The organism is Streptomyces sp. NPDC018019 (genome assembly GCF_044327805.1).
Classification (GTDB): Bacteria; Actinomycetota; Actinomycetes; order Streptomycetales; family Streptomycetaceae; genus Streptomyces.
Genome location: NZ_JBIRGD010000006.1, coordinates 101,257 through 127,219, shown reverse-complemented (window position 1 = coordinate 127,219; position 25,963 = coordinate 101,257). Strand labels below are relative to the sequence as shown.

At 74.1% G+C, this 25,963-nt stretch carries 24 protein-coding genes and 1 pseudogene; 9 read left to right on the top strand and 16 right to left on the bottom strand.

The window, feature by feature from the left end; genetic code table 11:
* Nucleotides 1–13 precede the first annotated feature (13 nt).
* Nucleotides 14–2,365 (bottom strand): RNA polymerase recycling motor ATPase HelR, encoded by a 2,352-nt coding sequence (helR, locus tag ACH4FX_RS12810; RefSeq protein WP_398478051.1) that lies wholly within the window; start codon nt 2,363–2,365, stop codon nt 14–16.
* 402 nt (nt 2,366–2,767) lie between these two features.
* Between helR and ACH4FX_RS12805 the strand changes: the two genes are divergently transcribed.
* Entirely contained in the window at nt 2,768–2,890 is a 123-nt protein-coding gene (locus ACH4FX_RS12805; protein WP_398478049.1) for a hypothetical protein, read from the top strand.
* 7 nt (nt 2,891–2,897) lie between these two features.
* Here the strand turns inward: ACH4FX_RS12805 and ACH4FX_RS12800 are convergent, their stop codons facing one another.
* Nucleotides 2,898–4,181 carry a DUF6986 family protein gene (locus ACH4FX_RS12800; protein WP_398478047.1) on the bottom strand — a complete coding sequence of 428 codons (1,284 nt, stop codon included), beginning with the start codon at nt 4,179–4,181 and terminating at the stop codon, nt 2,898–2,900.
* A 312-nt stretch (nt 4,182–4,493) separates the two neighbouring features.
* Here ACH4FX_RS12800 and ACH4FX_RS12795 point away from each other — a divergent pair, with 312 nt between their 5' ends.
* Nucleotides 4,494–8,297 (top strand): helix-turn-helix domain-containing protein, encoded by a 3,804-nt coding sequence (locus tag ACH4FX_RS12795; protein WP_398478045.1) that lies wholly within the window; start codon nt 4,494–4,496, stop codon nt 8,295–8,297.
* 74 nt (nt 8,298–8,371) lie between these two features.
* The gene (locus tag ACH4FX_RS12790; protein ID WP_398478043.1) at nt 8,372–8,890 is read left to right on the top strand and encodes a DinB family protein; all 519 of its coding nucleotides are present in this window, start codon (nt 8,372–8,374) and stop codon (nt 8,888–8,890) included.
* A gap of 16 nt (nt 8,891–8,906) precedes the next feature.
* On the opposite strand, the gene ACH4FX_RS12785 is transcribed toward ACH4FX_RS12790, so the two are convergent.
* Complete coding sequence (locus tag ACH4FX_RS12785) at nt 8,907–9,887, bottom strand: PP2C family protein-serine/threonine phosphatase (RefSeq protein ID WP_398478041.1); 981 nt, start codon at nt 9,885–9,887, stop codon at nt 8,907–8,909.
* Nucleotides 9,859–11,094, bottom strand: coding sequence for an aromatic acid exporter family protein (locus ACH4FX_RS12780; RefSeq protein ID WP_398478039.1), 1,236 nt, complete (start codon nt 11,092–11,094; stop codon nt 9,859–9,861). The genes ACH4FX_RS12785 and ACH4FX_RS12780 overlap by 29 nt, the downstream gene beginning before the upstream one ends.
* Nucleotides 11,095–11,384: 290 nt before the next feature.
* Here ACH4FX_RS12780 and ACH4FX_RS12775 point away from each other — a divergent pair, with 290 nt between their 5' ends.
* On the top strand, nt 11,385–11,606 hold the full coding sequence (locus ACH4FX_RS12775; RefSeq protein WP_398478037.1) for a DUF5133 domain-containing protein: 222 nt from the start codon (nt 11,385–11,387) through the stop codon (nt 11,604–11,606).
* A 99-nt stretch (nt 11,607–11,705) separates the two neighbouring features.
* Here ACH4FX_RS12775 and ACH4FX_RS12770 read toward each other — a convergent pair whose 3' ends face one another.
* The 6 genes from ACH4FX_RS12770 to ACH4FX_RS12745 all read right to left on the bottom strand — a co-directional run bounded on the left by ACH4FX_RS12770 (nt 11,706) and on the right by ACH4FX_RS12745 (nt 16,361).
* A complete protein-coding gene (locus tag ACH4FX_RS12770) occupies nt 11,706–12,560 on the bottom strand; it encodes an RNA polymerase sigma factor SigF (protein ID WP_398478036.1) in 855 nt (284 codons plus the stop codon).
* Nucleotides 12,560–13,003 carry an ATP-binding protein gene (locus ACH4FX_RS12765; RefSeq protein WP_398478034.1) on the bottom strand — a complete coding sequence of 148 codons (444 nt, stop codon included), beginning with the start codon at nt 13,001–13,003 and terminating at the stop codon, nt 12,560–12,562. The genes ACH4FX_RS12770 and ACH4FX_RS12765 overlap by 1 nt, the downstream gene beginning before the upstream one ends.
* 223 nt (nt 13,004–13,226) lie before the next feature.
* The gene (locus ACH4FX_RS12760) at nt 13,227–14,189 is read right to left on the bottom strand and encodes an electron transfer flavoprotein subunit alpha/FixB family protein (RefSeq protein ID WP_398478032.1); all 963 of its coding nucleotides are present in this window, start codon (nt 14,187–14,189) and stop codon (nt 13,227–13,229) included.
* Nucleotides 14,190–14,240: 51 nt separating this feature from the next.
* Nucleotides 14,241–15,029, bottom strand: a complete 789-nt coding sequence (locus ACH4FX_RS12755; RefSeq protein ID WP_398478030.1) for an electron transfer flavoprotein subunit beta/FixA family protein — start codon at nt 15,027–15,029, stop codon at nt 14,241–14,243.
* A gap of 261 nt (nt 15,030–15,290) precedes the next feature.
* Nucleotides 15,291–15,815 carry a flavin reductase family protein gene (locus ACH4FX_RS12750; RefSeq protein ID WP_398478028.1) on the bottom strand — a complete coding sequence of 175 codons (525 nt, stop codon included), beginning with the start codon at nt 15,813–15,815 and terminating at the stop codon, nt 15,291–15,293.
* Nucleotides 15,816–16,028: 213 nt separating this feature from the next.
* Nucleotides 16,029–16,361 carry a thioredoxin family protein gene (locus ACH4FX_RS12745; protein WP_398478026.1) on the bottom strand — a complete coding sequence of 111 codons (333 nt, stop codon included), beginning with the start codon at nt 16,359–16,361 and terminating at the stop codon, nt 16,029–16,031.
* 330 nt (nt 16,362–16,691) lie between these two features.
* Between ACH4FX_RS12745 and ACH4FX_RS12740 the strand changes: the two genes are divergently transcribed.
* A complete protein-coding gene (locus tag ACH4FX_RS12740) occupies nt 16,692–17,405 on the top strand; it encodes a lysophospholipid acyltransferase family protein (protein WP_398478024.1) in 714 nt (237 codons plus the stop codon).
* Between the two features lie 39 nt (nt 17,406–17,444).
* On the opposite strand, the gene ACH4FX_RS12735 is transcribed toward ACH4FX_RS12740, so the two are convergent.
* Together ACH4FX_RS12735 and ACH4FX_RS12730 are read right to left on the bottom strand one after the other, a co-directional pair.
* The gene (locus ACH4FX_RS12735; RefSeq protein ID WP_398478409.1) at nt 17,445–18,200 is read right to left on the bottom strand and encodes a hypothetical protein; all 756 of its coding nucleotides are present in this window, start codon (nt 18,198–18,200) and stop codon (nt 17,445–17,447) included.
* 100 nt (nt 18,201–18,300) lie between these two features.
* Nucleotides 18,301–18,690: pseudogene (locus ACH4FX_RS12730) on the bottom strand (MFS transporter); the annotation flags it as partial.
* Here ACH4FX_RS12730 and ACH4FX_RS12725 point away from each other — a divergent pair.
* On the top strand, nt 18,675–19,064 hold the full coding sequence (locus ACH4FX_RS12725) for a TetR/AcrR family transcriptional regulator (RefSeq protein ID WP_398478022.1): 390 nt from the start codon (nt 18,675–18,677) through the stop codon (nt 19,062–19,064). The pseudogene ACH4FX_RS12730 and the gene ACH4FX_RS12725 overlap by 16 nt on opposite strands.
* 89 nt (nt 19,065–19,153) lie before the next feature.
* Here the strand turns inward: ACH4FX_RS12725 and ACH4FX_RS12720 are convergent, their stop codons facing one another.
* The 3 genes from ACH4FX_RS12720 to ACH4FX_RS12710 are packed head-to-tail and all read right to left on the bottom strand — an operon-like array spanning nt 19,154 to nt 22,427.
* A complete protein-coding gene (locus tag ACH4FX_RS12720; protein ID WP_398478020.1) occupies nt 19,154–20,224 on the bottom strand; it encodes a threonine aldolase family protein in 1,071 nt (356 codons plus the stop codon).
* On the bottom strand, nt 20,221–20,982 hold the full coding sequence (locus ACH4FX_RS12715) for an SDR family NAD(P)-dependent oxidoreductase (protein WP_398478018.1): 762 nt from the start codon (nt 20,980–20,982) through the stop codon (nt 20,221–20,223). Before ACH4FX_RS12715 ends, ACH4FX_RS12720 begins: the two co-directional genes overlap by 4 nt.
* A gap of 47 nt (nt 20,983–21,029) precedes the next feature.
* On the bottom strand, nt 21,030–22,427 hold the full coding sequence (locus tag ACH4FX_RS12710; RefSeq protein WP_398478016.1) for a DUF6421 family protein: 1,398 nt from the start codon (nt 22,425–22,427) through the stop codon (nt 21,030–21,032).
* 765 nt (nt 22,428–23,192) lie between these two features.
* Here ACH4FX_RS12710 and ACH4FX_RS12705 point away from each other — a divergent pair.
* Entirely contained in the window at nt 23,193–23,876 is a 684-nt protein-coding gene (locus tag ACH4FX_RS12705; protein ID WP_398478014.1) for a glycerophosphodiester phosphodiesterase, read from the top strand.
* A 107-nt stretch (nt 23,877–23,983) separates the two neighbouring features.
* Here the strand turns inward: ACH4FX_RS12705 and ACH4FX_RS12700 are convergent, their stop codons facing one another.
* Nucleotides 23,984–24,517: a GNAT family N-acetyltransferase gene (locus ACH4FX_RS12700; protein WP_398478012.1), complete on the bottom strand. Its 534-nt coding sequence runs from the start codon at nt 24,515–24,517 to the stop codon at nt 23,984–23,986.
* Nucleotides 24,518–24,714: 197 nt separating this feature from the next.
* Here ACH4FX_RS12700 and ACH4FX_RS12695 point away from each other — a divergent pair, with 197 nt between their 5' ends.
* Both ACH4FX_RS12695 and ACH4FX_RS12690 read left to right on the top strand, forming a co-directional pair.
* The gene (locus ACH4FX_RS12695; protein ID WP_398478010.1) at nt 24,715–25,107 is read left to right on the top strand and encodes a VOC family protein; all 393 of its coding nucleotides are present in this window, start codon (nt 24,715–24,717) and stop codon (nt 25,105–25,107) included.
* A 231-nt stretch (nt 25,108–25,338) separates the two neighbouring features.
* Nucleotides 25,339–25,923, top strand: a complete 585-nt coding sequence (locus tag ACH4FX_RS12690; RefSeq protein ID WP_398478008.1) for a DUF5134 domain-containing protein — start codon at nt 25,339–25,341, stop codon at nt 25,921–25,923.
* The last annotated feature ends 40 nt before the right edge of the window (nt 25,924–25,963 follow it).

Here is a 25,963-nt window from a genome sequence, read left to right as displayed (position 1 = left end):
ATGCCGGCGTTTGTCACACAGGCAGAGACGCGGATTCCCTGCCGACGTGCAACGGATGGAGGTTGCCACGGTGGCGGTGAAGGTCAGTGACCGGGTGTGCGTTCGTGGCGGCGGTGGAGTCGTCGGCAGCCGGGCCGCGGGCGGCAGTTGGTCCCAGATGCGACCCGAGGTGCCTACGCGCCATACGAAATGGCGTCTGACTCGTCAGAACAACCAACTGCTGCGTCGCCCGGGACATCGCCACGTACCGGTCCACCGCCCCCTGGACGCCGTTGCCGAAGTCGTCCGGGTCGACGAGGACGACCAGGTCGAATTCCAGTCCCTTCGCCAGTTCCGGGGACAGTGACCGGACGCGCGGCGTTGCCCGGAAGGTGGGGTCGCCGATGACGCAGGCGATGCCGTCGTCGTGGGTGGCGAGCCAGTTGTCGAGGATCGTGTCCCGGTCGGTGGCCGGGCCGTGGACGACCGGGATGCCGCTGTGGCGGATGGAGACCGGCACGTTGGCGTCCGGGAGTGCGGACCGGATGGCCGGCTCCGCCTCCGCCATGACTTCTTCCGGGGTGCGGTAGTTGACGTTCAGGGAGGCCACCTCGATCCGGTCCAGCCCGATCCGTTCGAGCCGGTCCCGCCACGACTCGGTGAAGCCGTGCCGGGCCTGGGCGCGGTCCCCGACGATGGTGAAGCTCCGGGACGGGCAGCGGAGCAGCAGCATCTGCCACTCGGCGTCGGTCAGTTCCTGGGCCTCGTCCACCACGATGTGCGCGAACGGGCCGGCCAGCCGGTCCGGTCCGGCGGTGGTCAGTTCGGCCTCGTCGACCAGGCTGACCTGGGCGTCCTGGCCGCGCAACATCGTCACCAGGCCCTCGCCCTCGTCGAGGTCGGCGCCGGAGGCGGACGCGGCGTCCATCAGGTTGTCGACGACCTGCGTCATGCGCTCGCGCTGCGCGGCGAGCACGGCCGCGTGCCGGCGCCTGGTCCGGGCCGCCTCCGGGTCGCCGAGGCGCTGCCGCGCCGCGTCCAGGAGCGGCAGGTCGGACACCGTCCAGGCCTGGGGCGCGTCCTTGCGCTGGAGCCTGCGCACCTCGTCGGTGCTGAGCCAGGGGGCGCACAGCCGCAGGTAGGCGGGGACCGTCCACAGGTCCGAGACCAGGTCGGCGGCTTCGAGCAGCGGCCACGCACGGTGCAGGGCGGTGACCAGTTCCTCGTCGTACCGCAGGGACCGCTGGAAGTCGTGGGCTGGCACGTCGCCGTCGAGCTTGTCCAGCAGGATCGCGACGATCTCTTCCCAGATCCGCTCGCGCGCCTCGTTGTGCGGCGTGCCGGGGTCCGGCGCCTCGAACGCCTCGGCCCAGTCGTCGGCGCTCAGCCGGACGTCGCCCCAGGCGGTCGAGACCGTCATCCCCCCGGTGGGCGGCTCTTCATAGATGCCGACGGCCTTCTCGATGGCCTTCACCATGTCCGCGGACGACTTCAGGCGGGCCACCTCCGGGTCGCTCTCGGCCGCCGCCCCGGCTCCCTCGGCGACGAGGTCCCGTATGACGCAGGTCTGTACGCCTTCCTCGCCGAGGCTGGGCAGGACGTCGTCGACGTAGGCCAGGTAGGGCCGGTGCGGGCCGACGAACAGCACTCCGCCGCGGCGGTGCCCGACGCGGGGGTCCGAGTAGAGCAGATAGGCGGAGCGGTGCAGGGCGACGACGGTCTTGCCCGTGCCCGGGCCGCCGTCCACGACGAGGGCGCCGCGGGATCCCGCCCGGATGACGGCGTCCTGGTCGGCCTGGATGGTGCCGAGCACGTCCCGCATCCGTGCCGAGCGGTTGCCGCCCAGGCTGGCGATGAAGGCGGAGTGGTCGTCCAGCGCGGCGTGCCCGTCCAGCCCCTCGGCGGTGAACACCTCGTCCCAGTAGTCGCTGATCCGGCCGCCGGTCCAGCGGTACCTGCGGCGGCTCGTGAGCCCCATCGGGTCGGCGTGGGTGGCGCCGAAGAACGGCTCGGCGGCGGGTGAGCGCCAGTCGACCAGCAGCCGGCGGCCCGTGCTGTCGGTGAGGCCGAGCCGTCCGACGTACACGGGCTCGGTGCCGTCCTCGCCGACCATGCGGCCGAGGCACAGGTCGAGGCCGTAGCGGCGCAGGGCGCGCAGCCGTCCGGTCAGCCGGTGGACCTCCGCGTCGCGGTCCATGGCCTGCCGGCCGGTGCCGCCGGGTGCCTTGAGTTCGGCGTCGAGGCGGTCGGACAGTTCGGTGATCGTCCGGTCCAGGCTCTCCGCGATGGCCGCGAAGTGCCGTTCGTCGGCCGCCGTCAGCTTCGGGTCGGCCTTGGCGGACAGGCGGGCGGGAAGGTCGAACACGCTGGTGGTCAGGGAATGCATGGCGTCAGCTCCGATCCTGGGCCGCACCCGCGGGGTCCTGTCGCGCGTACGTCCGGGCCGTGGCGCCTGAGGTGTGCGACCGCGGCGCGGGTCCCCCCGCCGGCCCGCCATCACCGCCCACCCCATACACCGACAACACCACACGTACTTCGCTTATCTCCCATTCCCGCAGGTTCTGGCCTCGGCGAGCGATTGTGCGCCACGACCGGGGCCTTGCCGCAAGCCCCCCTGTGCGCTATATGTTGAGAGTGGCAAGGAGTGGGTGACTCCTTGCCTTTGCTGTTTTCCGGCCTTGTCGAGGCCGGTGGCGCGGTCGTCGGAACCGGTGCGGCGTGTGCGGCCGTGGTGGATCTGACGCACGGCAGTTCCCCGCCGACCGCCCAGCGGAGGCGAAGGCGGTCAGTGAGGACGGCCGGCGGGTCGGCCGACGCGGAGGGCCGGGCGGTGGCGTTCGGTTCGGACGCGGCCGATCCGGTGCCCGGGGGCACCGACGCGGCGTACGACGTGTTCGTACGCCGCTGGTGACGGGCCGTCAGGCGGTCGGCGCCGGGCGGCCCGCCAGGCCGTCCAGGTCGGCGCGGGTGAGCCCGGCCAGCCGGGCGACCTCGGCCGGGTCCACGGCGCCGCAGTCCAGGCCGCGCAGCAGGAAGCCGCTGAGCGCCTTGGCGGTGGCGGGCTCGTCCAGTACGTCGCCGCCCGCCTTGGACACGTACGCGGCCAGCCGGGCGGCGGCCTGCTCCAGACCTCCGCGGTAGAACGCGTAGACGGCGGCGTAGCGGGTGGGCAGGTGGGCCGGGTGCATGTCCCAGCCCTGGTAGTAGGCGCGGGCCAGCGAGCGGGTCACCAGGTCGTGGTGCAGCCGCCAGGCGTCGTGGACGCGGATGGTCGCGCCGACCGGCAGGACGTTGGTCGAGCCGTCGGACAGGCGTACGCCGGTGCCGGCGGCGGCGACCTGCATCACGGCCTTGGCGTGGTCGGCCGCCGGGTGGTCGGGCGCCTGGTGGGCGGCGCTGACGCCGCAGGAGGCGCTGTAGTCGAAGGTGCCGTAGTGCAGCGAGGTGGCCCGGCCCCCGGCGGCCTCGATCATCCGGGCGACGGTGGCGCGGCCGTCCGCGCCCAGGATCGACTGGGTGGTCTCGATCTGGATCTCGAACCCGATCCGGCCGGCCGGCAGTCCGTGCGTCTTCTCGAACGCCTCCAGCAGGCGCGCCATCGCGGCGACCTGCTCGGCGTAGCTGACCTTGGGCAGGGTCAGGACCAGGCCGTCGGGGAGGCCGCCGGCCGCCATCAGGCCGGTGAGGAAGATGTCGAGGGTGCGGATGCCGCGGTCGCGGACGGCGGCCTCCATGCACTTCATGCGGATGCCCATGCAGGGCGGGGCGGTGCCGTCCCGGTAGGCGGCCGCGACGAGTTCCGCGGCGCGGGCGGCGGCGGCGTCCTCCTCGGCGTCCGGGCGCGGCCCGTAGCCGTCCTCGAAGTCGATGCGCAGGTCCTCGACGGGCTCGCGCTCCAGCTTGGCGCGGACCCGCTCGTACACCGGCCCGGCGAGGGCGTCCGGGAGGCCCAGGACGCCGGCGAACGCCTCGGCGTCCGGCGCGTGTTCGTCGAGCGCGGCGAGGGCGGCGTCGCCCCACTCGCGGACGGTGTCCGCCGTGCAGACGTCGCCGGGGACGTAGACCGTGTGGACCGGCTGCCGGGTGCCGGGGTCGCCCGGGTAGCGCCGCGCGAGGTCCGCGTCGACGTCCGCGAGAGCGGCCCCGATCTCCTCGCGTACGGTGTGCGCGAGGCTCGTCGCCACCGTCTCGTGCTGCCCCATCCGGCACCCTCCCAGCTGCTCCACGCCCGGTCCCCAGGCTTTCCGCTTTGCGGAATCAACAATCCGTAGAGCGAAGCTATCCGGGCCGAGAGGGCAGGTCAACACCCTCCGGGGGCCGGATCGGCGGGGCGCCGCACGGGGAGCGTTCCCCATCGCGCGCGCCGTGCGCCCGCCTACCGGAAACCCCCGTTTCACCCCTTTCGGTGCTTCTCGCGCGCTCACCGGCCGGGCCGGAACTCCTGTGCGTAGCATCACCGGCGCGGTGCGGGCGGCCGGGGAGCCCGGCCGCCCGCACGAGGCGTGGGGGGCTGGATGCCGGAGGAGTTCGGGGAGGCGCTGCGGCGGCTGCGGCGGGAGAAGGAGGTCTCCCTCCGCACCCTGGCCCAGCTGGTGCACTACAGCAAGGGCTATCTCAGCAAGATCGAGAACGGTGAGAAGCCGCCGACCGCGGACGTCGCCCGCCGCTGCGACGCGGCCCTGGCCGCCGACGGTGCGCTCACCCGGCTGCTGTCCGCCCGCACGCCCGGCGACCGCTGCCCGTACCCGGGACTGGCCGCCTACACCGCCGAGGACGCCCCCTGGTTCTTCGGCCGGGAACGCGCCACCGCCGCCCTGGTCGGCCGCCTCGCCGAGCGCCTGGAGGCCCCGGGCCCGCTCGTCGTGGCGGCCCCGTCCGGCGCCGGCAAGTCCTCGCTGCTGCGGGCCGGCCTGCTGCCCGCCCTGCGCGCCGGTGCCCTGCCCGGCTCCCGGCACTGGCCGGTCCGCGTCCTGACGCCCGGCGCGCACCCGCTCACCGAACTGGCCACGGCGCTGGCCGACCTGGCGGGCACCCTGCCCGGGCCGGCGGCGCAGCCCGCGGACTCCGCCTCCGTGGCCGCTGCCGCCGAGGAGCTGGCCGGGGCTCCCGAACGGTGCTCCGCCGCCGTCCGCGCCGCCCTCGGCCCCCGTCCCCGCCTGGTCCTCGTCGTCGACCAGTTCGAAGAGGTCTTCACCGCCTGCGAGGACTCCCGCGAGCGGCGCGCCTTCGTCACGGCACTGTGCGCGGCGGCCGGGGACGCCCCGTGCGCGGTGGTCCTCGGTGTCCGCGCCGACTTCTACGGCCAGTGCCTGGACCACCCCGCGCTCGCCCCGGCCCTGTCCGCCGGGGTCTTCGCGCTGCGGCCGATGTCCGTACGGGAAGTCCGCGCGGCGATCACCCGGCCCGCGCGGGAAGCCGCGCTGGAACTGGAGGCGGGGCTCGAAGAGCTGCTCCTGTCCGACCTGGGCATCCACGGGGACGACGAGCCGGTGGCCGGGGGCACGCTGCCCCTGCTGGCGCACGCCCTGCTCGCCACCTGGCAGCAGCGCACCGGCCGGACCCTCACCGTCGCCGGCTACCGCCTGACCGGCGGCCTGCACGGCGCCGTCGCCACCACCGCCGAGCGGGTGCACGCCGGACTGGACCCGGCGGAGCGGCGCACCGCGCGGCAGGTGCTGCTGCGGCTGGTCCAGGTCGGCGAGATCGCGGGCGAGACCCGCCGCCGGGTACCGCACGACCGCCTGCTGGAGCATCTGCCGGACCCGGAGAAGACCGCCGCCGTGATCGACGTCTTCGTCCGGGCCCGGCTGCTGACCCTCGACGCGGACACCGTCGAGATCACCCACGAGGCGCTGCTGCGGGCCTGGCCCCGGCTGCGCGGCTGGATCCGCGCCGACCGGGCCGGGCTCGTCGTCCACCAGCGGCTCTCGGAGGCGGCCGGGGCCTGGAAGCGGGAGGGGCGGGACGCCGCGGCGCTCTACCGGGGCACGCGCCTGGCGGTGGCCCGCGAGTGGGCCGCGCAGCAGGGGGAGAGCGCCGGTCTGAGCCCGCTGGAGGCGGAGTTCCTGCACGCGTCGGAAGCGCGCGAGGTGGCCGCGGCGCGCGCCGAACGCCGCCGAGTGCGGCGCCGCCGCAGGCTCGCGGGCATCCTCGCCGTGCTGCTCGTGCTCGCCGTGTGCGCGGGGGTGCTGGCCGTCCAGCAGTGGCGTACGGCGGAGGCCGGGCGCCGTGACGCGTACGCCGGTGAACTGGCCGCCCGGTCGGGGCAGGTGGCCGCCGGGCAGCCCGAGGCGGCCATACTGCTCGCCGCCGAGGCGTACCGGCTGCGCCCCTCCCCCGTCTCGCGCAGCGCGCTGCTCAGCACCCAGGCCCGGCCGTTCGCCGGGCGCCTGACCGGCCATCAGGGGCCCGTCAACGCCGCCGCGTTCAGCCCGGACGGCCGGCTGCTGGCGGGCGGCGGTTCGGACGGCACGGTCCGGCTGTGGGACCCGCGCACCCGCCGCCCGCCGGTCACCGCGCTCACGTCCGGCGCCTCGCGCATCCGTGGCGTCGCCTTCTCCCCGGACGGCCGCCTCCTGGCCGCGGGCGCCGCGGACGGTTCGGTACGGGTCCGGGACCCCGGCCGCCGCGCTCCCGCCGCCACCGTGCCCGGCGAGGGGCCGGGCGGCGAGGTGGCCTTCGCGCCCGCCGGGCGGGGCGGTCCGGCGGGCGTCCACGGTGACGTCCTCGCGGCCACCGGCCCCGGCGGAAGTGTGACCCTGTGGGACGCGCCCCGGATGCGGCCGATGGCCCGGCTGCCCGGCCGCGGGGGCGCCGCGACCGGCAAGGTGGCGTTCAGCCCGGACGGCCGGCTGCTCGCCCGCGGGGACGGCAACGGCCGGGTCCGGGTCTGGCGGCTGCCGCCGGCGCTGACCGCGTCCGCCGCCGGCAGCGCCCTGTCCGCCACCGGCCGTCCCGGCTCCCCCACCGTCCTCGCCGACCGCTCCGGACACGGCAACGGCGCGGTGGCCGTGGCCTTCAGCCCGGACAGCGCGACGCTGGCCGTCGGCGGCACGGACCGGACGGTGACGCTCTACGACACCCGCCGGATGACCGTCACCGCCCGGCTCACCGGCCACAACGACGACATCAACGCGCTGGCCTTCAGCCCCGACGGCGACACCCTCGCGTCCGCGTCCGGCGACGGCTCGGCCCGCCTGTGGGAGGTCGCCACCCGCCGTACCGTGGCCGCCTTCACCGGGCACAGCGACTACGTGCTCGCCGTCGCCTTCTCCCCGGACGGCCACACGCTGGCCACCGGCAGCTTCGACCGGACGATCGCCCTGTGGGACCCGGCGGGCGCCGCGCTGACCGCCCGGCCGGTGTCCGGCCGTTCCGCCGTCGCCTTCGCGCCCGGCGGACGGCGGCTGGCCGCCGCGGGCGTCGACGGCACGGTCCAGCGGTGGGACGTGCGCACCCGTACGCAGCTGGGGCCGCCGCTGCGCGCCCACCACGGGCCGGTGCGGGGGCTGGCGCACAGCCGGGACGGCCGGACGTTCGCCACCGCCGGCGCGGACGGGACCGTACGGCTGTGGGACGCGGCGAGCGGTGTGCGCGGGAAGGTCCTGACCGGTCCGCGCGGTTCGGTGTTCGCGGTCGCCTTCTCGCCCGCCGGGCGGCTGCTGGCCGGGGCGAGCGAGGACGGCACGGTTCGGCTGTGGGACCTCGCGCGGGGCCGCTCCACCGTGCTGTCCGGCCACGGCGACTTCGTCAACGGGGTGGCGTTCAGCCCGGACGGGCGGCTGCTGGCCAGCGCGAGCGACGACCGCACGGTACGGCTGTGGGACGTCGTCACGCACCGGCAGACCGCCGTGCTGCGCGGGCACACGGGCGCGGTGTGGGCGGTCGCCTTCAGCGCGGACGGGCACACGCTCGCCTCGGCGGGCAACGACCGGACGGTGCGTTTGTGGGACGTGCGCCGGCAGCGGGGCGCCGGGGTGCTGCGCGGCCACACCGGGTCGGTGCGGGGCATCGCCTTCGCGCCGCGCGGACGGCGGTTGGCCACGGTCGGCTTCGACGGCACCGTACGGATCTGGGACACCGCCGCCCGTACGCAGGCCGCCACGCTGACCGGGCACACCGACGTGGTGTGGTCGGTGGCCTATGCGCCGGACGGCCGGACACTGGCGAGCACCGGCGCGGACGGTGCGGTGCGCCTGTGGGACCTGGACGCGGGCCGGGTGGCCGGGCGCATCTGCCCGCTGGTGGGCAGGACCGGTCCCGCGCGCTGGCGCGAGCTGCTACCCGATGTCCCGTACGACCCGATCTGCGATCACTGACACCGCGAAGTCCCGGGCACGCTGCGGGATTAACCCGTGGCGTCCCCCGATCACGCCGGGGGACACTCTCCCGCATGACATGGATCGCACCCCAGGTGGACCGCCGTACCGAGCCGTACGTGGCGGACGAACGCGCAATGCTGCAAGGCTGGCTGGACCGGCACCGCGACACCCTGCTCGGCAAGTGCGCCGGGCTCACCCCGGAGCAGCTCGTCCGGCCGAGCGCCGAGCCGTCGAACCTCACGCTGCTCGGCCTGGTCCGGCACATGGCGGACGTGGAACGGTCCTGGTTCCGGCAGCGGGTCGCGGGCCAGAAGATCGGGGACCTGTACTTCACCGAGGACCGGCCGGACGCGGACTTCGAGGTGCTCGACACCGCCCAGGCCGAGGCCGCGTTCGCCGCGCTGCGCGCCGAGATCGACGCCGCCGACCAGGCGGTGGCGCACCGCGGCCTGGACGACACCTTCACCATGGCGGACGGCCGGACGATCAGCCTCCGGTGGGTGTACGTCCACATGATCGAGGAGTACGCGCGGCACAACGGGCACGCGGACCTGCTGCGCGAGCGGATCGACGGGGCGACGGGCGAGTAGCGACCGGCCGGGCGGCTCACCCGGGGTCGCGCTCGACGACGAGCAGCGCCGCGTCGTCCGCCGGCGCCCCGCCCGTGTGCCGCAGCAGGTCCGCGCGGAGCCCGTCCACCAGGTCGTCCAGCGGCTCGGCGGCGCGTGCGCCGAGCCGTTCGGCGAACGGGTGGAAGCGCCCCGCCGCGTCCCGGGCCTCGGTGAACCCGTCGGTGCACAGCACCAGCCGCTCCCCCGCCCGGAACGGCAGCGTCTGGACCGTGTGTCCGGCCCCCACCAGGTCGGCCATGCCGATGGGGGCGCCGGGGCGCTCCGGCGGGCAGGCGCCGACCCGGCCGCCGGAGACCAGCAGGGGTTCGGGGTGTCCGCAGTGGACCACCCGGGCCACCTGCCCGGCGGGGATCTCCACCAGCAGGGCGGTGGCGAACCGTTCGGGCGTCTCCGTGCCCGGCAGCGTCGCGATGTGCCGCCGGGCGTCGTCCTCCAGCCGCCGGGCCACCCCGGTCAGCGTCTCCTCCTCGTACGCCGCTGCGCGGAACGCGCGCAGCAGCACCGCCGACGCCTCCACCGCGAGCATTCCCTTGGCCCGTACGTCGCCGATGAGCAGCCGGGCGCCGTACGGGCTGCGCACCGCGTCGTAGAGGTCGCCGCCGCTGCGCGTCGCGGTCCGGGCCGGGAGGTAGGTGCCGCGCAGGCGCAGGTCCCCGATACGGCCGGGCAGCGGGCGCAACAGGACCCGCTGCGCCGTCGCGGCCGACGCGCCGGACCGGTTCCGCCGGCGCCGGCGCCGTAGCGCGTGGCCGAGCAGGGCGGCCGGTACGGCGGCGGCCAGCGCCGCGCAGGCAGCGGTCGGCACGGTCACGACGGCCAGGGTGAACAGGGCGAAGGCGAGGACGAACAGGGTACGCGGCGGCACGTGCGGCAGCAGGGGCGCGAACCGGCTGCGCAGGGACCGGCGCCCGGCCCCCACGGGGTGCTCAGCGATGCTCGGCGACGGCTTGCGCATGGGTGTCTTCCCTGGCGGCGACGGTGAGTTCGGTGGTGGCGGCGGCACCGGGCGCGGCCCGCGCCGTCCGGCGGCGCCCGCCCGCCACGTCCTGGAGGGCCCGGTCGAGGAGCATCAGCAGGCGGCACTCGGCCACCCGTGCGTCCAGGCGGCCGTGCCGGTCGTCGCAGCGCTCGGCGAGTTCCCGCCAGACCCGGCGGGTGGCGGGCAGGACGGGGTGCGGGCTGCCGCCCCGGCAGCCGCGGACGCACAGTGCCAGGCAGGTCAGCAGCCGTGCGCAACCGGCCCGGAACTCCTCGTCCCAGGTGTCCGTACCGGCCGCTGCGCCGGGTCCGGGTGCCTCCGTGGGCGGGCGGTGCGCCGCGGGGTGGGCCAGGCGGTACGCCGGGAGGTCGTCGAGCGCGGCGACGACCGCTTCCGTGTCGTACGCGACGCGCTCCAGACTCTCCAGGACCCGCTGGTCCAGGTGCCAGACGGCCTGCCGGTTCGGGGCGCGCGCGTTCCAGCGCAGGCTTTCGTGCGCCTGGCCGAGCGCGCTGCGGGCCTGGGCGGTGAGGTCCGTCAGGTGGGCGCGCCACTGCGCGTCGAGCACGTCGTCCGGGTGCCGGGAGGCGCGTACCGCGCCGGCCACGCCGTCCAGCACTCCGGCGAGTTCCGCGCGCAGGCGGTCCAAGGCGGCCTCCGCGGCGCGCAGCCGCAGCGGCGGCGGCAGCAGGGCGTTGAAAAGGACCGCGACGGCGATCCCCACGCCGATCTGCCACAGATGCGGGCCGATCTCCCGCGCGTGGCTCGGTCCGAGCAGCAGGACGAACACCGCGGTGATCGGCACGTGCAGTCCGTGCGCGCCGAGCCGTTCGTGCCCGGCGGCCAGCAGGGACAGCAGCAGGACGGCGCTCATGCTCAGCCAGGACGGCCCGACGAGGATCGCGGCGGGCAGGGCGATGAGCGCGCCGAGCGTGCACCCGGCCGCGTACTGGAGGCCCGCGGTGCACGACCGGAACACCGTCGGATGGACGACGAGCAGCGCGGCGACGATGGCCGGGCCGGGCCGCGGCGTGTGCCACACGCTGGAGCACAGCTGCCAGGCCAGGGCCGCCGCGACGCTCGCCCGGACGGCGACCAGCCACCGGACGGCCCACGGGCCGTCCCGGAAACGCACCCGCCGCACGGCCGGGCGCCCGGGCCGCGCCGTCTTCTCCTCCCGCACGTGGTCCCCTTCCGTCGTCCTCCGGCATCGGTGATCTCCGGCCTCGGTGACGGCCGCCGAAACCATGTGATGTCCGGTGCGGACACCGCCCATGCGGGCCTCGGCGGAGAAATTCGCGTACGCCGGAAATGGGTGCCGTTCGGCGGCGCCGGACGGAAAGAGGTCCCGCGCATCGGGGGACGAAAGCCCTGCCGCTCACCCCGCCCACGGGGCACCGGTCAAGCAGCAGGCCGGTGGAATGGCATTCCACTGCGGCGGTCACCGCATTCCCGTACAGGAAAGGGCACGCCATGCGACTGATCAATTACGAGGTGCTGCGCGATCTCGTCCACGAATACCAGAACCTCACCCGGAACGGTTCCTCCCGGGACGGCGGCCCGGAATCCGTACGCCTCGACGACGTGTCCTACACCCTCGGCGTCTACACCGGCCACCGGGACCCCGCCGCGGCCCTCCACGAAGCCCGCCGGCTGCTGCGCGCACACGACGCCGAATACCGGCGAGCGGCCTGAACAGCACAGTCCGCGGAAAGCCGGGGAAAAGGCCCGCCTCCTGCCGCACAGCAGGAGGCGGGCCTTCGCCGTCGCGCTTTCACGTCCCGGACGGCGCCCTCAGTCGGTTTCGAGCATTCCCTCGCGCAGGCTCGCGAGAATGCGGGTCAGCAGCCGTGACACCTGCATCTGCGAGATACCGAGCACGTCGCCGATCTGCGTCTGGGTCAGTTCCGCGCCGAACCGCATGTGCAGGATCTGCCGGTCCCGCTCTTCCAGACCGTCCAGCAGCGGTTTGAGCGCCTGGATGTTCTCGGCCTTTTCCAGGGCGGGGTCCTCGCCGCCGAGCCGGGCGGCCAGCAGTCCGCCCGCGCTCTGGGCGTCCCCCTCGTCCGGCGGAGCGTCGAGGGAATCGGCGGAGTATCCGTTTCCGGCGTACAGCCCCTCGATGACCTCTTCCTGGCCGATTTCCAGGTACTGGGCCATTTCCGAGGTGGTGGGCGCGCGGTTCAGGTCGTGCGCGAGTTTCTCCCGCGCCCTGGCCAGGTCGATACGGAGTTCCTGGAGCCGGCGCGGCACGTGGACCGCCCAGCTGGTGTCCCGGAAGAACCGCTTGATCTCCCCGACGATGTACGGGACGGCGAAGGCGCTGAACGGTGTGCCGCGCCCGAGGTCGTACCGGTCCACGGCCTTGATCAGCCCGATGGTCCCCACCTGGACCATGTCCTCCGTCTCCTCGGCCCGGCTGCGGAACCTGCGGACCGCGTAGTGGACCAGGGACAGGTTCATCTCGACCAGGCAGTCGCGCACGTACCGGCGGGCGGGGTCGCCCTCCGGCAGCCCAGCCAGCCGCTCGAAGAAGAGCCGGGACACCTCGCGGGCGTCCTGCGGGGTGACGGCGCCCGGATCGGCCACCGCCGGCAGCCCGGCGAGCCCGGTGGCGGGTCTCTCCTGTACCTGCACGGACCCGGTCATCAGGCGCTCACCCGCCCGGCGCGGTCCGCCGTGCGCGGGTGCCGTACACGGAACCACACCCACTTGCCGGTGCGCGTGCGGTCGAAGCCCCAGCCGTCCGCGAGCGCTCCCAGGACCTCCAGGCCGCGGCCGTCCTCGGACAGCGGCTCCTCCTCGGCGCCGCTGGCCATCGGCACCGTACGGGCGGTGTCGCGGACCGCCGCGAACAGGCTGCCGCCGCCTTCCCCGATCAGCATCACCCGGATGTCGGGGGCGCTGGAGTGCCGGACGGCGTTGGCCACCACCTCGGAGAGGCAGGTCTGGCCGTCGCCGAGGGCGTAGCGGTCGGGGTCCACGACGGCGCAGACCGACTCCCGGGCCAGGCGGGGGGCCTGGGGACCGGTCGGCAGGCACATCCGCAGGGCGCGGACGGACGCATCGGTCGAGGCTTCGGGCAGGGACATCGTGCGGGCCTTCCCTTCGGGTTCCGGAGTCGGGCATCCGGCACCCTCGGTGTGCCCGCCGGGGCGTGCGAAACCCGGGGCTTACGTCCCCGCGTACGGGACGTAAGCCCCGGCCGGGCCCAGCCGGTCGCCCCGGGATACGCCAGGGGCCCGTACGCGGCGTGCGTACGGGCCCCTGGTGTGTCACTCGTGCGGCGGGGGCGCGCCCGGCCGCCCGGCGGGGTCAGCCCTTGCGGGCCTTGACCTCGTCGGTGAGGGCCGGGACGACCTCGAACAGGTCGCCGACCACGCCGTAGTCGACCAGGTCGAAGATCGGCGCCTCGGCGTCCTTGTTGATGGCGACGATGGTCTTCGAGGTCTGCATGCCGGCCCGGTGCTGGATCGCGCCGGAGATGCCCGCGGCGATGTACAGCTGCGGCGAGACCGACTTGCCGGTCTGGCCGACCTGGTTGGTGTGCGGGTACCAGCCGGCGTCCACCGCGGCGCGCGAGGCGCCGACGGCCGCGCCGAGCGAGTCGGCGAGCGCCTCGATGACCGGGAAGTTCTCGGCGCCGTTGACGCCGCGGCCACCGGAGACCACGATCGCGGCCTCGGTCAGCTCCGGGCGGCCGGTCGACTCGCGCGGGGTGCGCGAGACGACCTTGGTGCCCTTGGAGGTCTCGGCCACGGTCACCGCGAGCTGCTCGACCGTACCGGCGGCCGGGGCGGCCTCCGGGGCGGCGGAGTTGGGCTTGACGGTGATGACCGGGGTGCCCTTGGTGATGCGGGACTTGGTGGTGTACGAGGCCGCGAAGACGGACTGGGTGGCCACCGGGCCCTCGTCGCCGGCCTCCAGGTCGACCGCGTCGGTGATGATGCCGGAGCCGATGCGCACCGCGAGGCGGGCGCCGATCTCCTTGCCCTCCGTGGAGGACGGCAGCAGCACGGCGGCCGGGGAGACGGCCTCGTAGGCGGCCTGGAGCGCGTCGACCTTCGGCGCGACCAGGTAGTCGGCGAACTCCGGCGCGTCGGCGGCCAGGACCTTCACGGCGCCGTGCTCGGCGAGCGTGGCGGCGGCGGTGTCGGCGCCGGGGCCGAGGTGCACGGCGACCGGCTCGCCGATGCGGCGGGCGAGGGTGAGCAGTTCGAGGGTGGGCTTGCGGACGGCGCCGTCCACGTGGTCGACGTAGACAAGGACTTCAGCCATGGGATTGCTCTCCTGCGGGAAAAGGGCGGTGGTGAGGACGGGCTGCCGGGCTCAGATGAACTTCTGGCCCGCGAGGAACTCGGCGAGCTGCTTGCCGCCCTCGCCCTCGTCCTTGACGATCGTGCCCGCGGTACGGGCGGGGCGCTCGGCCGCTTCCTCGACCTTGGTCCAGGCGCCTTCCAGGCCGACCTCGTCCGCCTCGATGTCCAGGTCGTCCAGGTCCAGGGACTCCACCGGCTTCTTCTTGGCGGCCATGATGCCCTTGAAGGACGGGTAACGGGCCTCGCCGGACTGGTCGGTGACCGACACGACGGCCGGCAGCGACGCCTCCAGCTGCTCGGTGGCGGTGTCGCCGTCCCGGCGGCCCTTGACGGTGGTGCCCTCGACGGAGACCTGGGACAGCTGGGTCACCTGCGGCACGCCCAGCCGCTCGGCGAGCAGCGCGGGCAGCACGCCCATGGTGCCGTCGGTGGAGGCCATACCGCAGACGACCAGGTCGTAGCCGGTCTTCTCGACGGCCTTGGCGAGTACCAGGGAGGTGCCGAGCGCGTCGGTGCCGTGCAGATCGTCGTCCTCGACGTGCACACCCTTGTCGGCGCCCATCGACAGGGCCTTGCGCAGCGCGTCGCCCGCGTCCTCAGGGCCCACGGTGAGCACCGTGATCTCGGCGTCGCCGTCGGCCGCCTCCTTGATCTGCAGGGCCTGCTCGACCGCGTACTCGTCGAGCTCCGAGAGCAGGCCGTCCACGTCGTCGCGGTCGACGGTCAGGTCCTCGGCGAAGTGCCGGTCGCCGGTGGCGTCGGGCACGTACTTCACACAGACAACGATCCTCAGGCTCACGCCGGCTCTCCTACCTGCTTCGACTCTTCCGAACTGCCTTGTGCTGGCAGCATAGGCGCCTGTTGGGGCGGCTTCCGGCCGGATGGGTTCCCCACGCCGACCGAAATATTACTCGCCAGTACATCCACCCCTTTCCCCGGAAGCAAGGCCGTTGAACTGTGACGTTGCCAACGGATACGGAAGGGACGCCGGAGCCGTCGGCGCGGAACCGGCGGGGTGTGCGAAGCGTTGAGAGGGCCGCGCCGCGGGGCCCGGGGAGGATCAGTCGCGCAGCGCGTTGAAGCGGCCCTCGTGGTACAGCAGCGGGCGGCTGCGCCCGGCCGTCCCGGCGTAGCCCTCCGGGTCCCCCTCGACGACCTGGCCCAGCACGATCCGGTGGTCGCCGGCCGGCACCCGGGCCACCACCTCGCACACCAGCCAGGCCAGCACGCCGTCCAGCAGCGGCACGCCGTACGGGCCGGGGCGCCAGGAGGTCGGCGGGGCGAACCGGTCGGCGCCGCTGCGCGCGAACGTGGCGGCCAGCTCCTGCTGGTGCTCGCCGAGTATGTGGACGCCGACGTGACCGGCCTCGGAGACCGCGGGCCAGCAGGAGGAGCCGGTGCTGATGCCGAAGGAGACCAGGGGCGGGTCGGCGGCCACCGAGGTCAGCGAGGTGGCGGTGAAGCCGGCCGGGCGGGCGCCCGGCGCGGTGATCACGGCGACCCCGGCGGCGTGCTGCCGGAAGACGGAGCGCAGCAGGTCGGGAGTTGCGGCACGGGGTGTACCGAGGCCGGTCGGTACCGTCATGGTGATGTCCTTCTGCCGTGGTGTCCGGGCCGGTGCGGCGCCGTCGCCGGCGTCGCGGGAGTCGTCGCCGCTCACGGACGGGGACAGCGCCCGCCGGCGGCGTACGGCAGGTCCGCGGGCGCGTGTCCGGGCAGAAGGAGGGGTGCTGGCCGCATGACGTCACCCTGACGACGCGTGTGCCGGGCAGTCAAGTGACGCCGGGCATCTGGGAGATCAATCACGGACGGCGTCCCCCAGGGCGGCGATGACGTCGGCCTTGCGGGGCTGTCCGGCCGCGCGGCGCACCACCGCGCCGTCCCGGTCCAGCACCAGCACCGTGGGCGTGCGCTCGATCCCCAGGGACCGCACCAGGTCCAGGTGCGCCTCGGCGTCGATCTCGACGTGAGCCACCCCGTCCACCATGCCCGCCACCTCGGCCAGGACGCGCCGAGTGGCGTGGCAGGGCCGGCAGAAGGCACTGGAGAACTGCACGAGCGTGGCCCGCTCCCCCAGCTCCGCGCCCGTCTCCGCGGCGCCCAGCCGCCTCCCCACGTCCTGCCCTCGCACTGCACCCTCCCTCGCCGGTCCGCGGCCCCCTGGCGGCGGGCCGCCACGGGCCGGGCGCCGCGCACCACCGGTCCTGTTCTCCTCGCGTGCAGCGTCCCCAGAGGCGCATTCATTCCCGCCGCCGGTGAACGCGAGGTGTACCTTCTGCTGCGGAGGGCAACCGCACGAGGTGACCACCACCACGTGACGAGAATCTCCCGGCGGCGGCGTCCCGTACGGTGGCTCCCGGGCCTCCGATCGGGCACGATCTCCCGAAAGCCGCACACTTACGGCTGCGTAACTTCTTCGCCGGGAGAACCCTCCCCAGGCACAGAAAAGGGGTCCCCCGACATGGCAGAGCTCGTCTACCCGCCCGTCATCGGCGCCGCCCGCGCGGCATTCAAGGCGCTCGACCTGAAGTTCGACATCGGCGGGGCCGACCACATCCCCCGGCGCGGCGGCGCGGTACTGGTGAGCAACCACATCGGATACCTGGACTTCGTCTTCTGCGGCCTGGCCGCCCGGCCCGCCAAGCGCCTGGTGCGCTTCATGGCGAAGGAGTCGGTCTTCCGGCACAAGGTGTCGGGGCCGCTGATGCGCGCGATGAAGCACATCCCGGTGGACCGCACGCAGGGTGTGCACGCCTACAAGCACGCGCTGAACGCGCTGCGCGGCGGGGAGATCATCGGCGTCTTCCCGGAGGCGACGATCTCGGAGTCCTTCACGCTCAAGACCTTCAAGTCCGGTGCCGCCCGGCTGGCGCAGGAGGCGGGCGTACCGCTGCTGCCGATGGCGCTGTGGGGCACCCAGCGACTGTGGACCAAGGGCCACAAGCGGGATCTGGGCCGTCACCACTTCCCCATCACCATACGGGTCGGCGAGCCGGTGGAGGCCGCCCCGGACGAGCAGCCGGAGAAGATCACCGACCGGCTGCGGTCCCGTGTGCAGGACCTGCTGGAGGCGGCGCAGCGCGCGTACCCCGTACGTCCCAAGGGGCCGGACGACACGTGGTGGATCCCGGCCCACCTCGGTGGCACGGCCCCGGCGCCGGGGGCCACGGCCTGAGCCCATCCTGAGGGCGTACCGGACGGGCCGTCCGGAGCCTCAAGCCCGGACGGCCCGTCCGGTTTCGGCCTTCCCGGCCGGGGCCTGCGGCTCGGGACGGCCGGGCAGGAGCAGGCAGAGCGGTACGGCGACGGCGGTGAAGGCGACCGACCACCAGAAGGCGGTCCGGAAGCCGTCGGCCAGGGCGCCCGGGGTACGGGCGTCGCCGGTGGCACGCTGGAGGACCACGGCGAGCGCGGCGGTGCCCACCGAGCCGCCGATCTGCTGGGCGACACGGGTGATGATGCCGGCGTCCGGTATCTCGGCGTGCCGCAGGCCGAAGCGGTCGGTGTGACGACCGGCCCGGGTACGGGCGATGAAGACGCCGATGCCCTGCGGGATGAGGAGCAGGCCCGCGCCGAGCGCGTCCTCGCCGCGGACCTGCTGCCAGTACAGCGGCAGCGGCAGCATCGACCCGTACAGGGTGATGCCGGCCAGGAAGACCAGGTGGTGGCGGAGGCCAGGGCGCGGTGGCGGAAGAGCCGCAGGTCGATCAGCGTGTCGGTGCGCCGCGGCGCCCGGACGGTGAAGCCGGTGACCAGGGCGAGCCCGCCGAGCAGCGGTACGAGCACCTCGGCGCTGAGGAAGCCCGCACGGTCCCCGACGCGGGACCGTCCGTAGATGAGGGCGGCGACCCCCGGGGAGAGCAGGAGCCAGGCCGGCGACGTCCAGGCGGGTGCGGGGGCTGCCGGGCGCGGGCCGGTCGTCGGGCAGGTTGCGCCGGGCGAGCCAGGCCCCGACGAGGCAGAAGGGGATGTTGACGAAGAAGATCCAGCGCCAGTCGGCCAGGTTCAGGGATGACGCCGCCCAGGACCGGGCCGAGGACGGGGCCGAGCGCGGTGGGCAGGGTGACGGCGGCCATGACCGTGCCGATGTTGCGGCCCTCGGCGGCCTGGATGACCAGCGTGGCCATGAGCGGCATCATGATGCCGCCGCCGATGCCCTGGACGACGCGGAAGACGATGAGGGCGGCCGCGTTCCACGCCGGCGCGCTCAGCACCGAGCCGAGCAGGAACACGCCCAGCGAGGCGATCCGCAGGCGTCTGCCGCCGAGCCGGGACTGGGCCCACCCGGCGAGCGGGATGGCGACGAAGACGGCCGGCGGATAGCCGGTGCTCACCCACTGGACGGTGGCCGGCGGCGCGTCGAGTTCCGTGGCCAGGCGGTGGAGGGCGACGGTGACGATGGTGGTGTCGAAGACGACGGCGAGGGCGCCGACGATGACGGTGAATGCCGTGCGCCACACCGGAGAAGGCGCTCCTGGACGCGGCCTGGGACGAACTCGCGGCCAACGGCTACGCCAGGTTCACCATGGACGCCGTCGTCCGGCGCGCCGGTACCAGCCCTCCCGTGCTCTACCGCCGCTGGTCCGACCGCGAGGCGCTGGTCCGGGCGGCCGTCGCCCACGGCCTGGAGCGCTCCCGGACCGAGGTCCCCGACACCGGGAGCCTGCGCGAGGACGTCCTCACCCTCATGCGGACGACCAACGCCACCCGTGTCCAGCTCGTCACCGTCATGAACGTGCACCTGGCCGGCTACTACCAGGAGACGGGCACCAGCCCCGGCGACCACGTCCTCGATGAGATCGTCGACACGATCTTCCTGCCGCTGGTGCGCTGACCGCGGCACCGCGCACGCGCGGTCCGTCGTGGAACGAGGACCGGCGGGCCGACGACGGCCCGCCGATCGATGTCCGGGAAGCGTCCCGGCTACCGCCCCATCTCCTCCCGGAGAGCGGCCACCAGGCCGTCCACGTCCTCCTCCGTCGTGTCGTAGGAGCACATCCAGCGGACGTCGCCCGCCGCCTCGTCCCAGAAGTAGAAGCGGTAGCGCTTCTGGAGGCGCTCGGTGACGTCGTGCGGCAGACGCGCGAAGACGGCGTTGGCCTGGACGGGGTAGAGGATCTCCACGCCGTCGACCGCGCGGACGCCGGCCGCGAGCCGCTGGGCCATCTCGTTGGCGTGCCGGGCGTTGCGCAGCCACAGGTCGCGCGCCAGCAGGGCCTCCAACTGCACGGATATGAAGCGCATCTTGGAGGCCAGCTGCATGGACAGCTTGCGCACGTGCTTCATCGCGCGCACCGCGTCCGGGTTGACGACCACCACGGCCTCGCCGAACAGCGCCCCGTTCTTGGTGCCGCCGAGCGAGAGCACGTCCACCCCGGCCGCGTTCGTGAAGGCCCGCATCGGGACGTCCAGCGACGCCGCCGCGTTGGCGATCCGCGACCCGTCCAGGTGCACCAGCATGTTGCGCTCGTGCGCGTGCTCGCAGATGGCCCGCACCTCGTCGGGGGTGTAGACCGTGCCCAGCTCGGTGTTCTGGGTGATCGAGACGACCTGCGGCATGGCGCGGTGCTCGTCGTCCCAGCCGTACGCCTGCCGGTCGATCAGCTCGGGCGTCAGCTTGCCGTCCTCGGTCGGCACGGTCAGCAGCTTCAGCCCGCCGACGCGCTCCGGGGCGCCGCACTCGTCGACGTGGACGTGCGCGCTCTCGGCGCAGATCACCGCGCCCCAGCGGTCGGTCATCGCCTGGAGGGCGACCACGTTGGCGCCGGTGCCGTTGAAGACCGGGAACGCCTCCGCGGTCTGTCCGAAGTGGCTGCGGATGATCCGCTGGAGGTGCTCGGTGTACTCGTCCTCGCCGTAGGCGGCCTGGTGGCCGCCGTTGGCGAGGGCGATCGCCGCCAGCACCTCCGGGTGGGCGCCCGCGTAGTTGTCGCTGGCGAAGCCGCGCACCGTCAGGTCGTGGCGCCGCCGGGCGTCGGTCTGCCGTTCGGTCACGCTTCGGGGGTCAGCCACAGACGCTGTCCATTCACTTCCTGGGCGGGCCGCTCCCAGACGCCGCTGATGGCCTGGGCCAGGTCCTTGACGTCCGTGAAGCCCGCGAACTTGGCATTCGGGCGCTCGGCGCGCATCTGGTCGTTGACGAGCGCCTTGACCACCAGGATGGCAGCCGCCGCCTTCGGGCCGTCCGCTCCCCCGGCCTTGCGGAAGGCGTCGCCGAGGGCCAGCGTCCACGCCTCGGCGGCGGCCTTGGACGCGGCGTACGCGGCGTTCCCGGCGGTCGGCTTGCTCGCGCCCGCCGCGCTGACCAGCAGGAACCTGCCCCGCCCGGAGCGCTCCAGCGGGCCCTGGAAGGCCAGCGAGGTGTGCTGGACCGTACGGATGAGCAGCTTCTCCAGCAGGTCCCAGTCCGCGAGGTCGGTCTCCGCGAACGACGCGGAGCCGCGCCAGCCGCCGACCAGGTGCACCAGCCCGTCGACCCGGCCGAACTCCTTCTCCGTACGGTCCGCCCAGGCGCGCGTCGCGTCCAGGTCCAGCAGGTCGACGGTGTCCCCGGTGACGGTCGCGCCGCCGTGCGCGTACCGCGCGGCGTCCACGGCCTCCGCCAGTCGCGCGGCGTCCGCGTCCGACGCCACCACCGTCGCGCCCGCCTCGGCCAGCCGCAGCAGCGTCGCGCGTCCCGCGGGGCCCGCCGCCCCGGCCACCGCGATGACCGCGCCTTCCAGTGGCCCCTGGCCGTTCGTCGCAGTACTCATGTCCCTCGTCTCCTCGTGCTCCGGCCTGCCCTGTGTGCCGCCGGTCCTCACACCGCCGCCGGCACGTCGTCCCGCGCCGTGATGCCCTTCGTGGAGGCAATCACGCCGCGCAGTTTCTTGGCGAGGGCCTCGTAGAACATGCTCAGCGGGAATTCGTCCGGCAAAACGTCGTCGACCAGCTTGCGCGGCGGCTTGTCGAGGTCGAGCGCGTCGGGGCCCTTGGCCCAGACGGAGCCGGGGTGCGGGGCGAGGTAGGTCGAGACGAGGTCGTAGGCGGCGAACCAGTGGACCAGCTTGGGCCGGTCGATGCCGTCCCGGTACAGCTTCTCGATCTCGCCGCACAGCTGGTTGGTGACCTGCGGGGCCCGGTCCCAGTCGATGTGCAGGGTGTTGTCCGTCCAGCGTACGACGTCGTGGCGGTGCAGGTAGGCGAAGAGCAGCTGGCCGCCCAGGCCGTCGTAGTTGCGTACCCGGTCGCCGGTGACGGGGAAGCGGAACAGCCGGTCGAAGATGACCGCGTACTGGACGTCGCGGGCCTGGCGGTAGCCCTCCGCCTCCAGCTTCACCGCCTCCTTGAAGGCGGTCAGGTCGCAGCGCAGCTCCTCCAGGCCGTACATCCAGAACGGCTGCCGCTGCTTGATCATGAAGGGGTCGAAGGGCAGGTCGCCGTGGCTGTGGGTGCGGTCGTGGACCATGTCCCAGAGCACGAACGCCTCCTGGCAGCGCTCCTGGTCGGCGAGCATCCCGCGGATGTCCTCGGGCAGTTCGACGCCCAGCGTGGCCACCGCGGCCTCGCTGACCCGGCGGAAGCGGGCGGCCTCCCGGTCGCAGAAGATGCCGCCCCAGGTGAAGCGCTCGGGCGCCTCGCGCACCGCGATGGTCTCCGGGAAGAGGACCGCGGAGTTGGTGTCGTAGCCGGCGGTGAAGTCCTCGAAGGTGATGCCGCAGAACAGCGGGTTGTCGTAACGGGTGCGCTCCAGCTCGGCCAGCCACTCGGGCCAGACCATGCGCAGCACGACCGCCTCGAAGTTGCGGTCCGGGTTGCCGTTCTGCGTGTACATGGGGAAGACGACCAGGTGCTGGAGGCCGTCGGACCGCTGCCGTGCGGGCTGGAAGGCCAGCAGGGAGTCGAGGAAGTCCGGTACGGCGAAGCCGCCGTCGGCCCAGCGGCGCAGGTCCGCGACGAGCGCCCGGTGGTAGGCGGCGTCGTGCGGGAGGAGCGGCGCCAGCTCCTCGACGGCCGCTATCACGCGTGCGACCTCGCGCCGGATGGTGTCGGCGGCGGGCGCGCCCTCGGCGGCGAGGTCGATCGAGCCGTCCTTGGACTGCCACGGGCGGATGGTCTCGATGGCGTCCTTCAGCACCGGCCACGCCGGGTGCGCCACCACACGCTCTGCGGTGATGGTGCCCCCTGGGGCACCCACAGGCGAAAGAATTTCCGTCATGACTACCCTCCGGCAGGAGATCCTGTTGTGCCGACACGGTATCCAGGGGTGCTTCGCCTTCTCAAGAGCCCCAGAGGAAATTGTTTCGCCAAACCCCCATGGTCACGAATCTTTTTCCTGCCGTGCGTAGCGGATGCGGAAGTTTCTGTCCGGTGGAACCATGCCTGCCGCGCATCCTCCAGCCCGTACCCAGGATCGGCCGGTGTATCCGGGCGCGGTGGCCACCCGCGGCCGGCCGCCCCGCGGCGCCCGCGGGCACCCGGTTCCGGTCGAATCCCGGCCGCCCGGCGGGCGAGCGGCCCTGTGGGCGGCTGTGGTTCCTGACCGGTTCCGTGCTGTGCGGTACGCCGGGGCCGTGCTGGGCGGTACGCCGGGGAACCCCGCGCCGCGCCGGACCGCCCCGTCGGCCCGCCGCGTCAGCCTCCGGAGGACTCGCCCACGCACGGGTGAGCCGACGTACCGGCGGACACCCCCGGACGGAACGGACGGAGCCGCCCGGAGCGCTTCCGCCCCGGCGGAAGCATCCCGCGCGGGCACCCGTACGGCCCCGGAATCCCACGGCCGCCCGGCCCGTGCGGCAGGCGTGGCAAGCCCCCGTTCCGGCCAGGCCGGCGGGCTGTCCGACAACGGATCCGCGCTGCGGGCCGCCCGTTAGGCTGTGCGCCGTTTCGAGAGCAGCCGGTGGTCCACGCGCGGCACAGGGACGGCAGCCGTGGCCAGCGGCCGGCACCGATCCGGCAGCACACCGACAGAAACGAGGCAGCCTTGTCCTTTCTCACCATCGGACACCGCGGGATGATGGGCGTCGAGCCGGAGAACACCCTGCGCTCGTTCGTCCGCGCCGAACGCGAAGGTCTCGACGTCATCGAGCTGGACCTGCACCTGAGCAAGGACGGCGCGCTCGTGGTCCTGCACGACGCGGACGTGGACCGCACCACCGACGGGACGGGACCGGTCGCCGACCGCACGCTGGCCGAGCTGCGCGACCTGGACGCCGGTGACGGCGAGCGGATCCCCGTGTTCGAGGAGATCGTGGACGCGGTGCGGACGCCGCTCCAGGCGGAGATCAAGGACGTGGCCGCCGCCCGGGCGCTCGTGGACGTGCTGCGCGCCCGCGACCTGACCGCCCGGGTCGAGGTCATCTCCTTCCACGACGAGGCGCTGGCCACGGTCTTCGAGCTGCTGCCCGGCGTACGGACCGCGCTGGTCGCCGAGCACTACGGCATCGATGTGGTGGACCGCGCGCTGGCCGTCGGCGCCTCGGCGCTCTCCCTCGACATCCGCCGGCTCACCCTGGAGCTGGTCCAGCGGGCGCACGCGGCGGGCCTGCGCGTCCTGGGCTGGACCGTCAACACCCACGACGAGCTGCGGCTGAGCCGCGGGCTCGGACTGGACGGCGTGGTGACCGACTTCCCCGAAATCCGGCGGGCGGTGCGGTTCACGGCGTGAGGCGGCGCGGGCGGCGGCCCGCCCGGCGGTCCCGGGTCCCGGGTGCCAGGCCGTGTCTTTCGGATCGTCCTGGGCCCGCGGCGCCTGGCTGATCCGAAGGACACGACCTAGCCGAGCGGCTTGACCAGCAGCTCGAACTCCAGGTCGGCGCGCCGCGGGATGCCGAACCGCTCGTCGCCGTAGGGGAACGGGAGCATCTCGCCGGTGCGCCGGTAGCCGCGGCGCTCGTACCAGGCGATCAGGTCGGAGCGCTGCCGGATGACGGACATCCGCATCTCGGCGGCGTTCCACCGGGCGCGGGCGGTGCGCTCGGCCTCGGCCAGGATGACCTTGCCGAGGCCGCCGCCCTGGAGCGTCGGACGGACCGCGAACATGCCGAAGTACACGTGGTCGCCGCGGTGTTCGAGCTGGCAGCAGGCGACGAGCTCGCCCGCGTCCTCGGCGACCAGCAGCACGCTGTCCGGGTCGCCCACGACGGCCGCGACGCCCTCCGGGTCGGTGCGCTGCCCCTCCAGCAGGTCCGCCTCGGTGGTCCAGCCGGCCCGGCTCGCGTCGCCGCGGTAGGCGGACTCGATCAGGGCGACGAGCGCCGGGACGTCGGCCTCGGTGGCGGCTCGGTAGGTCAGCTCGACGGTCGTCATGGCGGACGTCCTTTCCGGTGGCGGGCTCTGCGCGGCGGTACGGATCGGTGCGGGGGCGGTGCACGCGTACGGCCGTACCGGAGGCTAACAAGACGCCTTGGTCCACCGCCCGGGCCCGCCCGGCGTGCGACGGCTCCGACGGGCGGATTCCGGCCCGCGGCCGCGGTGTGCGGGCCCGGCGGCGTAGGGTCCGCAGCATGGTGCATGTACTGAGCAGCAGGGTGCTGGTGCGGCCGTCCGACCCCGAGCGGTCGCGGGAGTTCTACGGCCGCGCGCTGGGCCTGGAGATCTACCGCGAATTCGGTACCGGCCCGGAGCGCGGCACGGTGTACTTCCTCGGCGGCGGCTTCCTGGAGGTCTCCGGCCGCTCCGCCGAGCCCCCGACCGCCACGCTCCAGCTGTGGCTCCAGGTCGCCGACGCCGCCGCCGCGCACGAGGAACTGAAGGCCCAGGGCGTGGAGATCCTGCGCCCGCCGGTGCGGGAACCGTGGGGCCTGGTCGAGATGTGGATCGCCGACCCGGACGGCCACCGGATCGTGCTGACGGAGGTGCCCGCGGACCACCCCATCCGGTACCGGCCCGGCATCTGACCGGCGGAACCGGCGTGGCGACGGTACGGGACCGTCCTCCCGTCCCGCACCGTCCCCCACCGGTCGCCCGTGCTCCCCTGTTGCGCCCGTGCGCTCCCCGTTCCCGGTTTCCGACGGGCGTCCCCGGGCCGCCCGCGGGGCACCATGCGGCTGTACCGGGCTCCGTGTGATGCCGCGCGCCGCGCGTGCGGTCCGCACGCGACCGCCGTACGGGCTTACGGGGAGGACGCCGTGCACGGACCGTCATGGGTCGGCTGGCTGCTGGTGCTGTTGTGTGCCGGGGCGGGCGCGTACTGCCTGTCGAGTGTGCGCCGGGGTACGGCCACGCAGCGGCGGGAAGCGCGCGGCGAGGCGCTGATGGGGCTCGGCATGGCGGCGATGGCGATGCCCGCCTCCGCCGTCGCCCAGCCGCCCTGGACCCCGTGGGTGTTCGCGGCCGTCTTCGCCGTGGCGGGCCTGTGGGCGCTGGTCAGGCTGCATCCGCACCACGCGGTGGGTGCCGCGGCGATGGTCTACATGTCCCTCGCGATGGTGGCCGTCCCCGGCGGCGGTCCGCTCACCGGCGGGCACGCGTCGCACTCAGGAGGCATGGAGCAGATGGACGCCATGGGGCCGGGCGGACTGCCGGTCCTCACCGGGCTGCTGCTGACGTACTACGCCGTGTACGTCGTCGCCGCCGGCGTACGGCTGGCCCCGGCGGGCCCGGCGGACGGCGCGCCGGTACCGGCGCCCGTGCGGGCCGCGTGGCCGGAGGTGGTGGGCGCGTGCCGGGTGGCGATGGGCATCGGCATGTTCGCGATGCTGCTCACCCTCTGACGCCTCACCGCTCCACCGGCCCGCCGACGGGGCCCGCGCA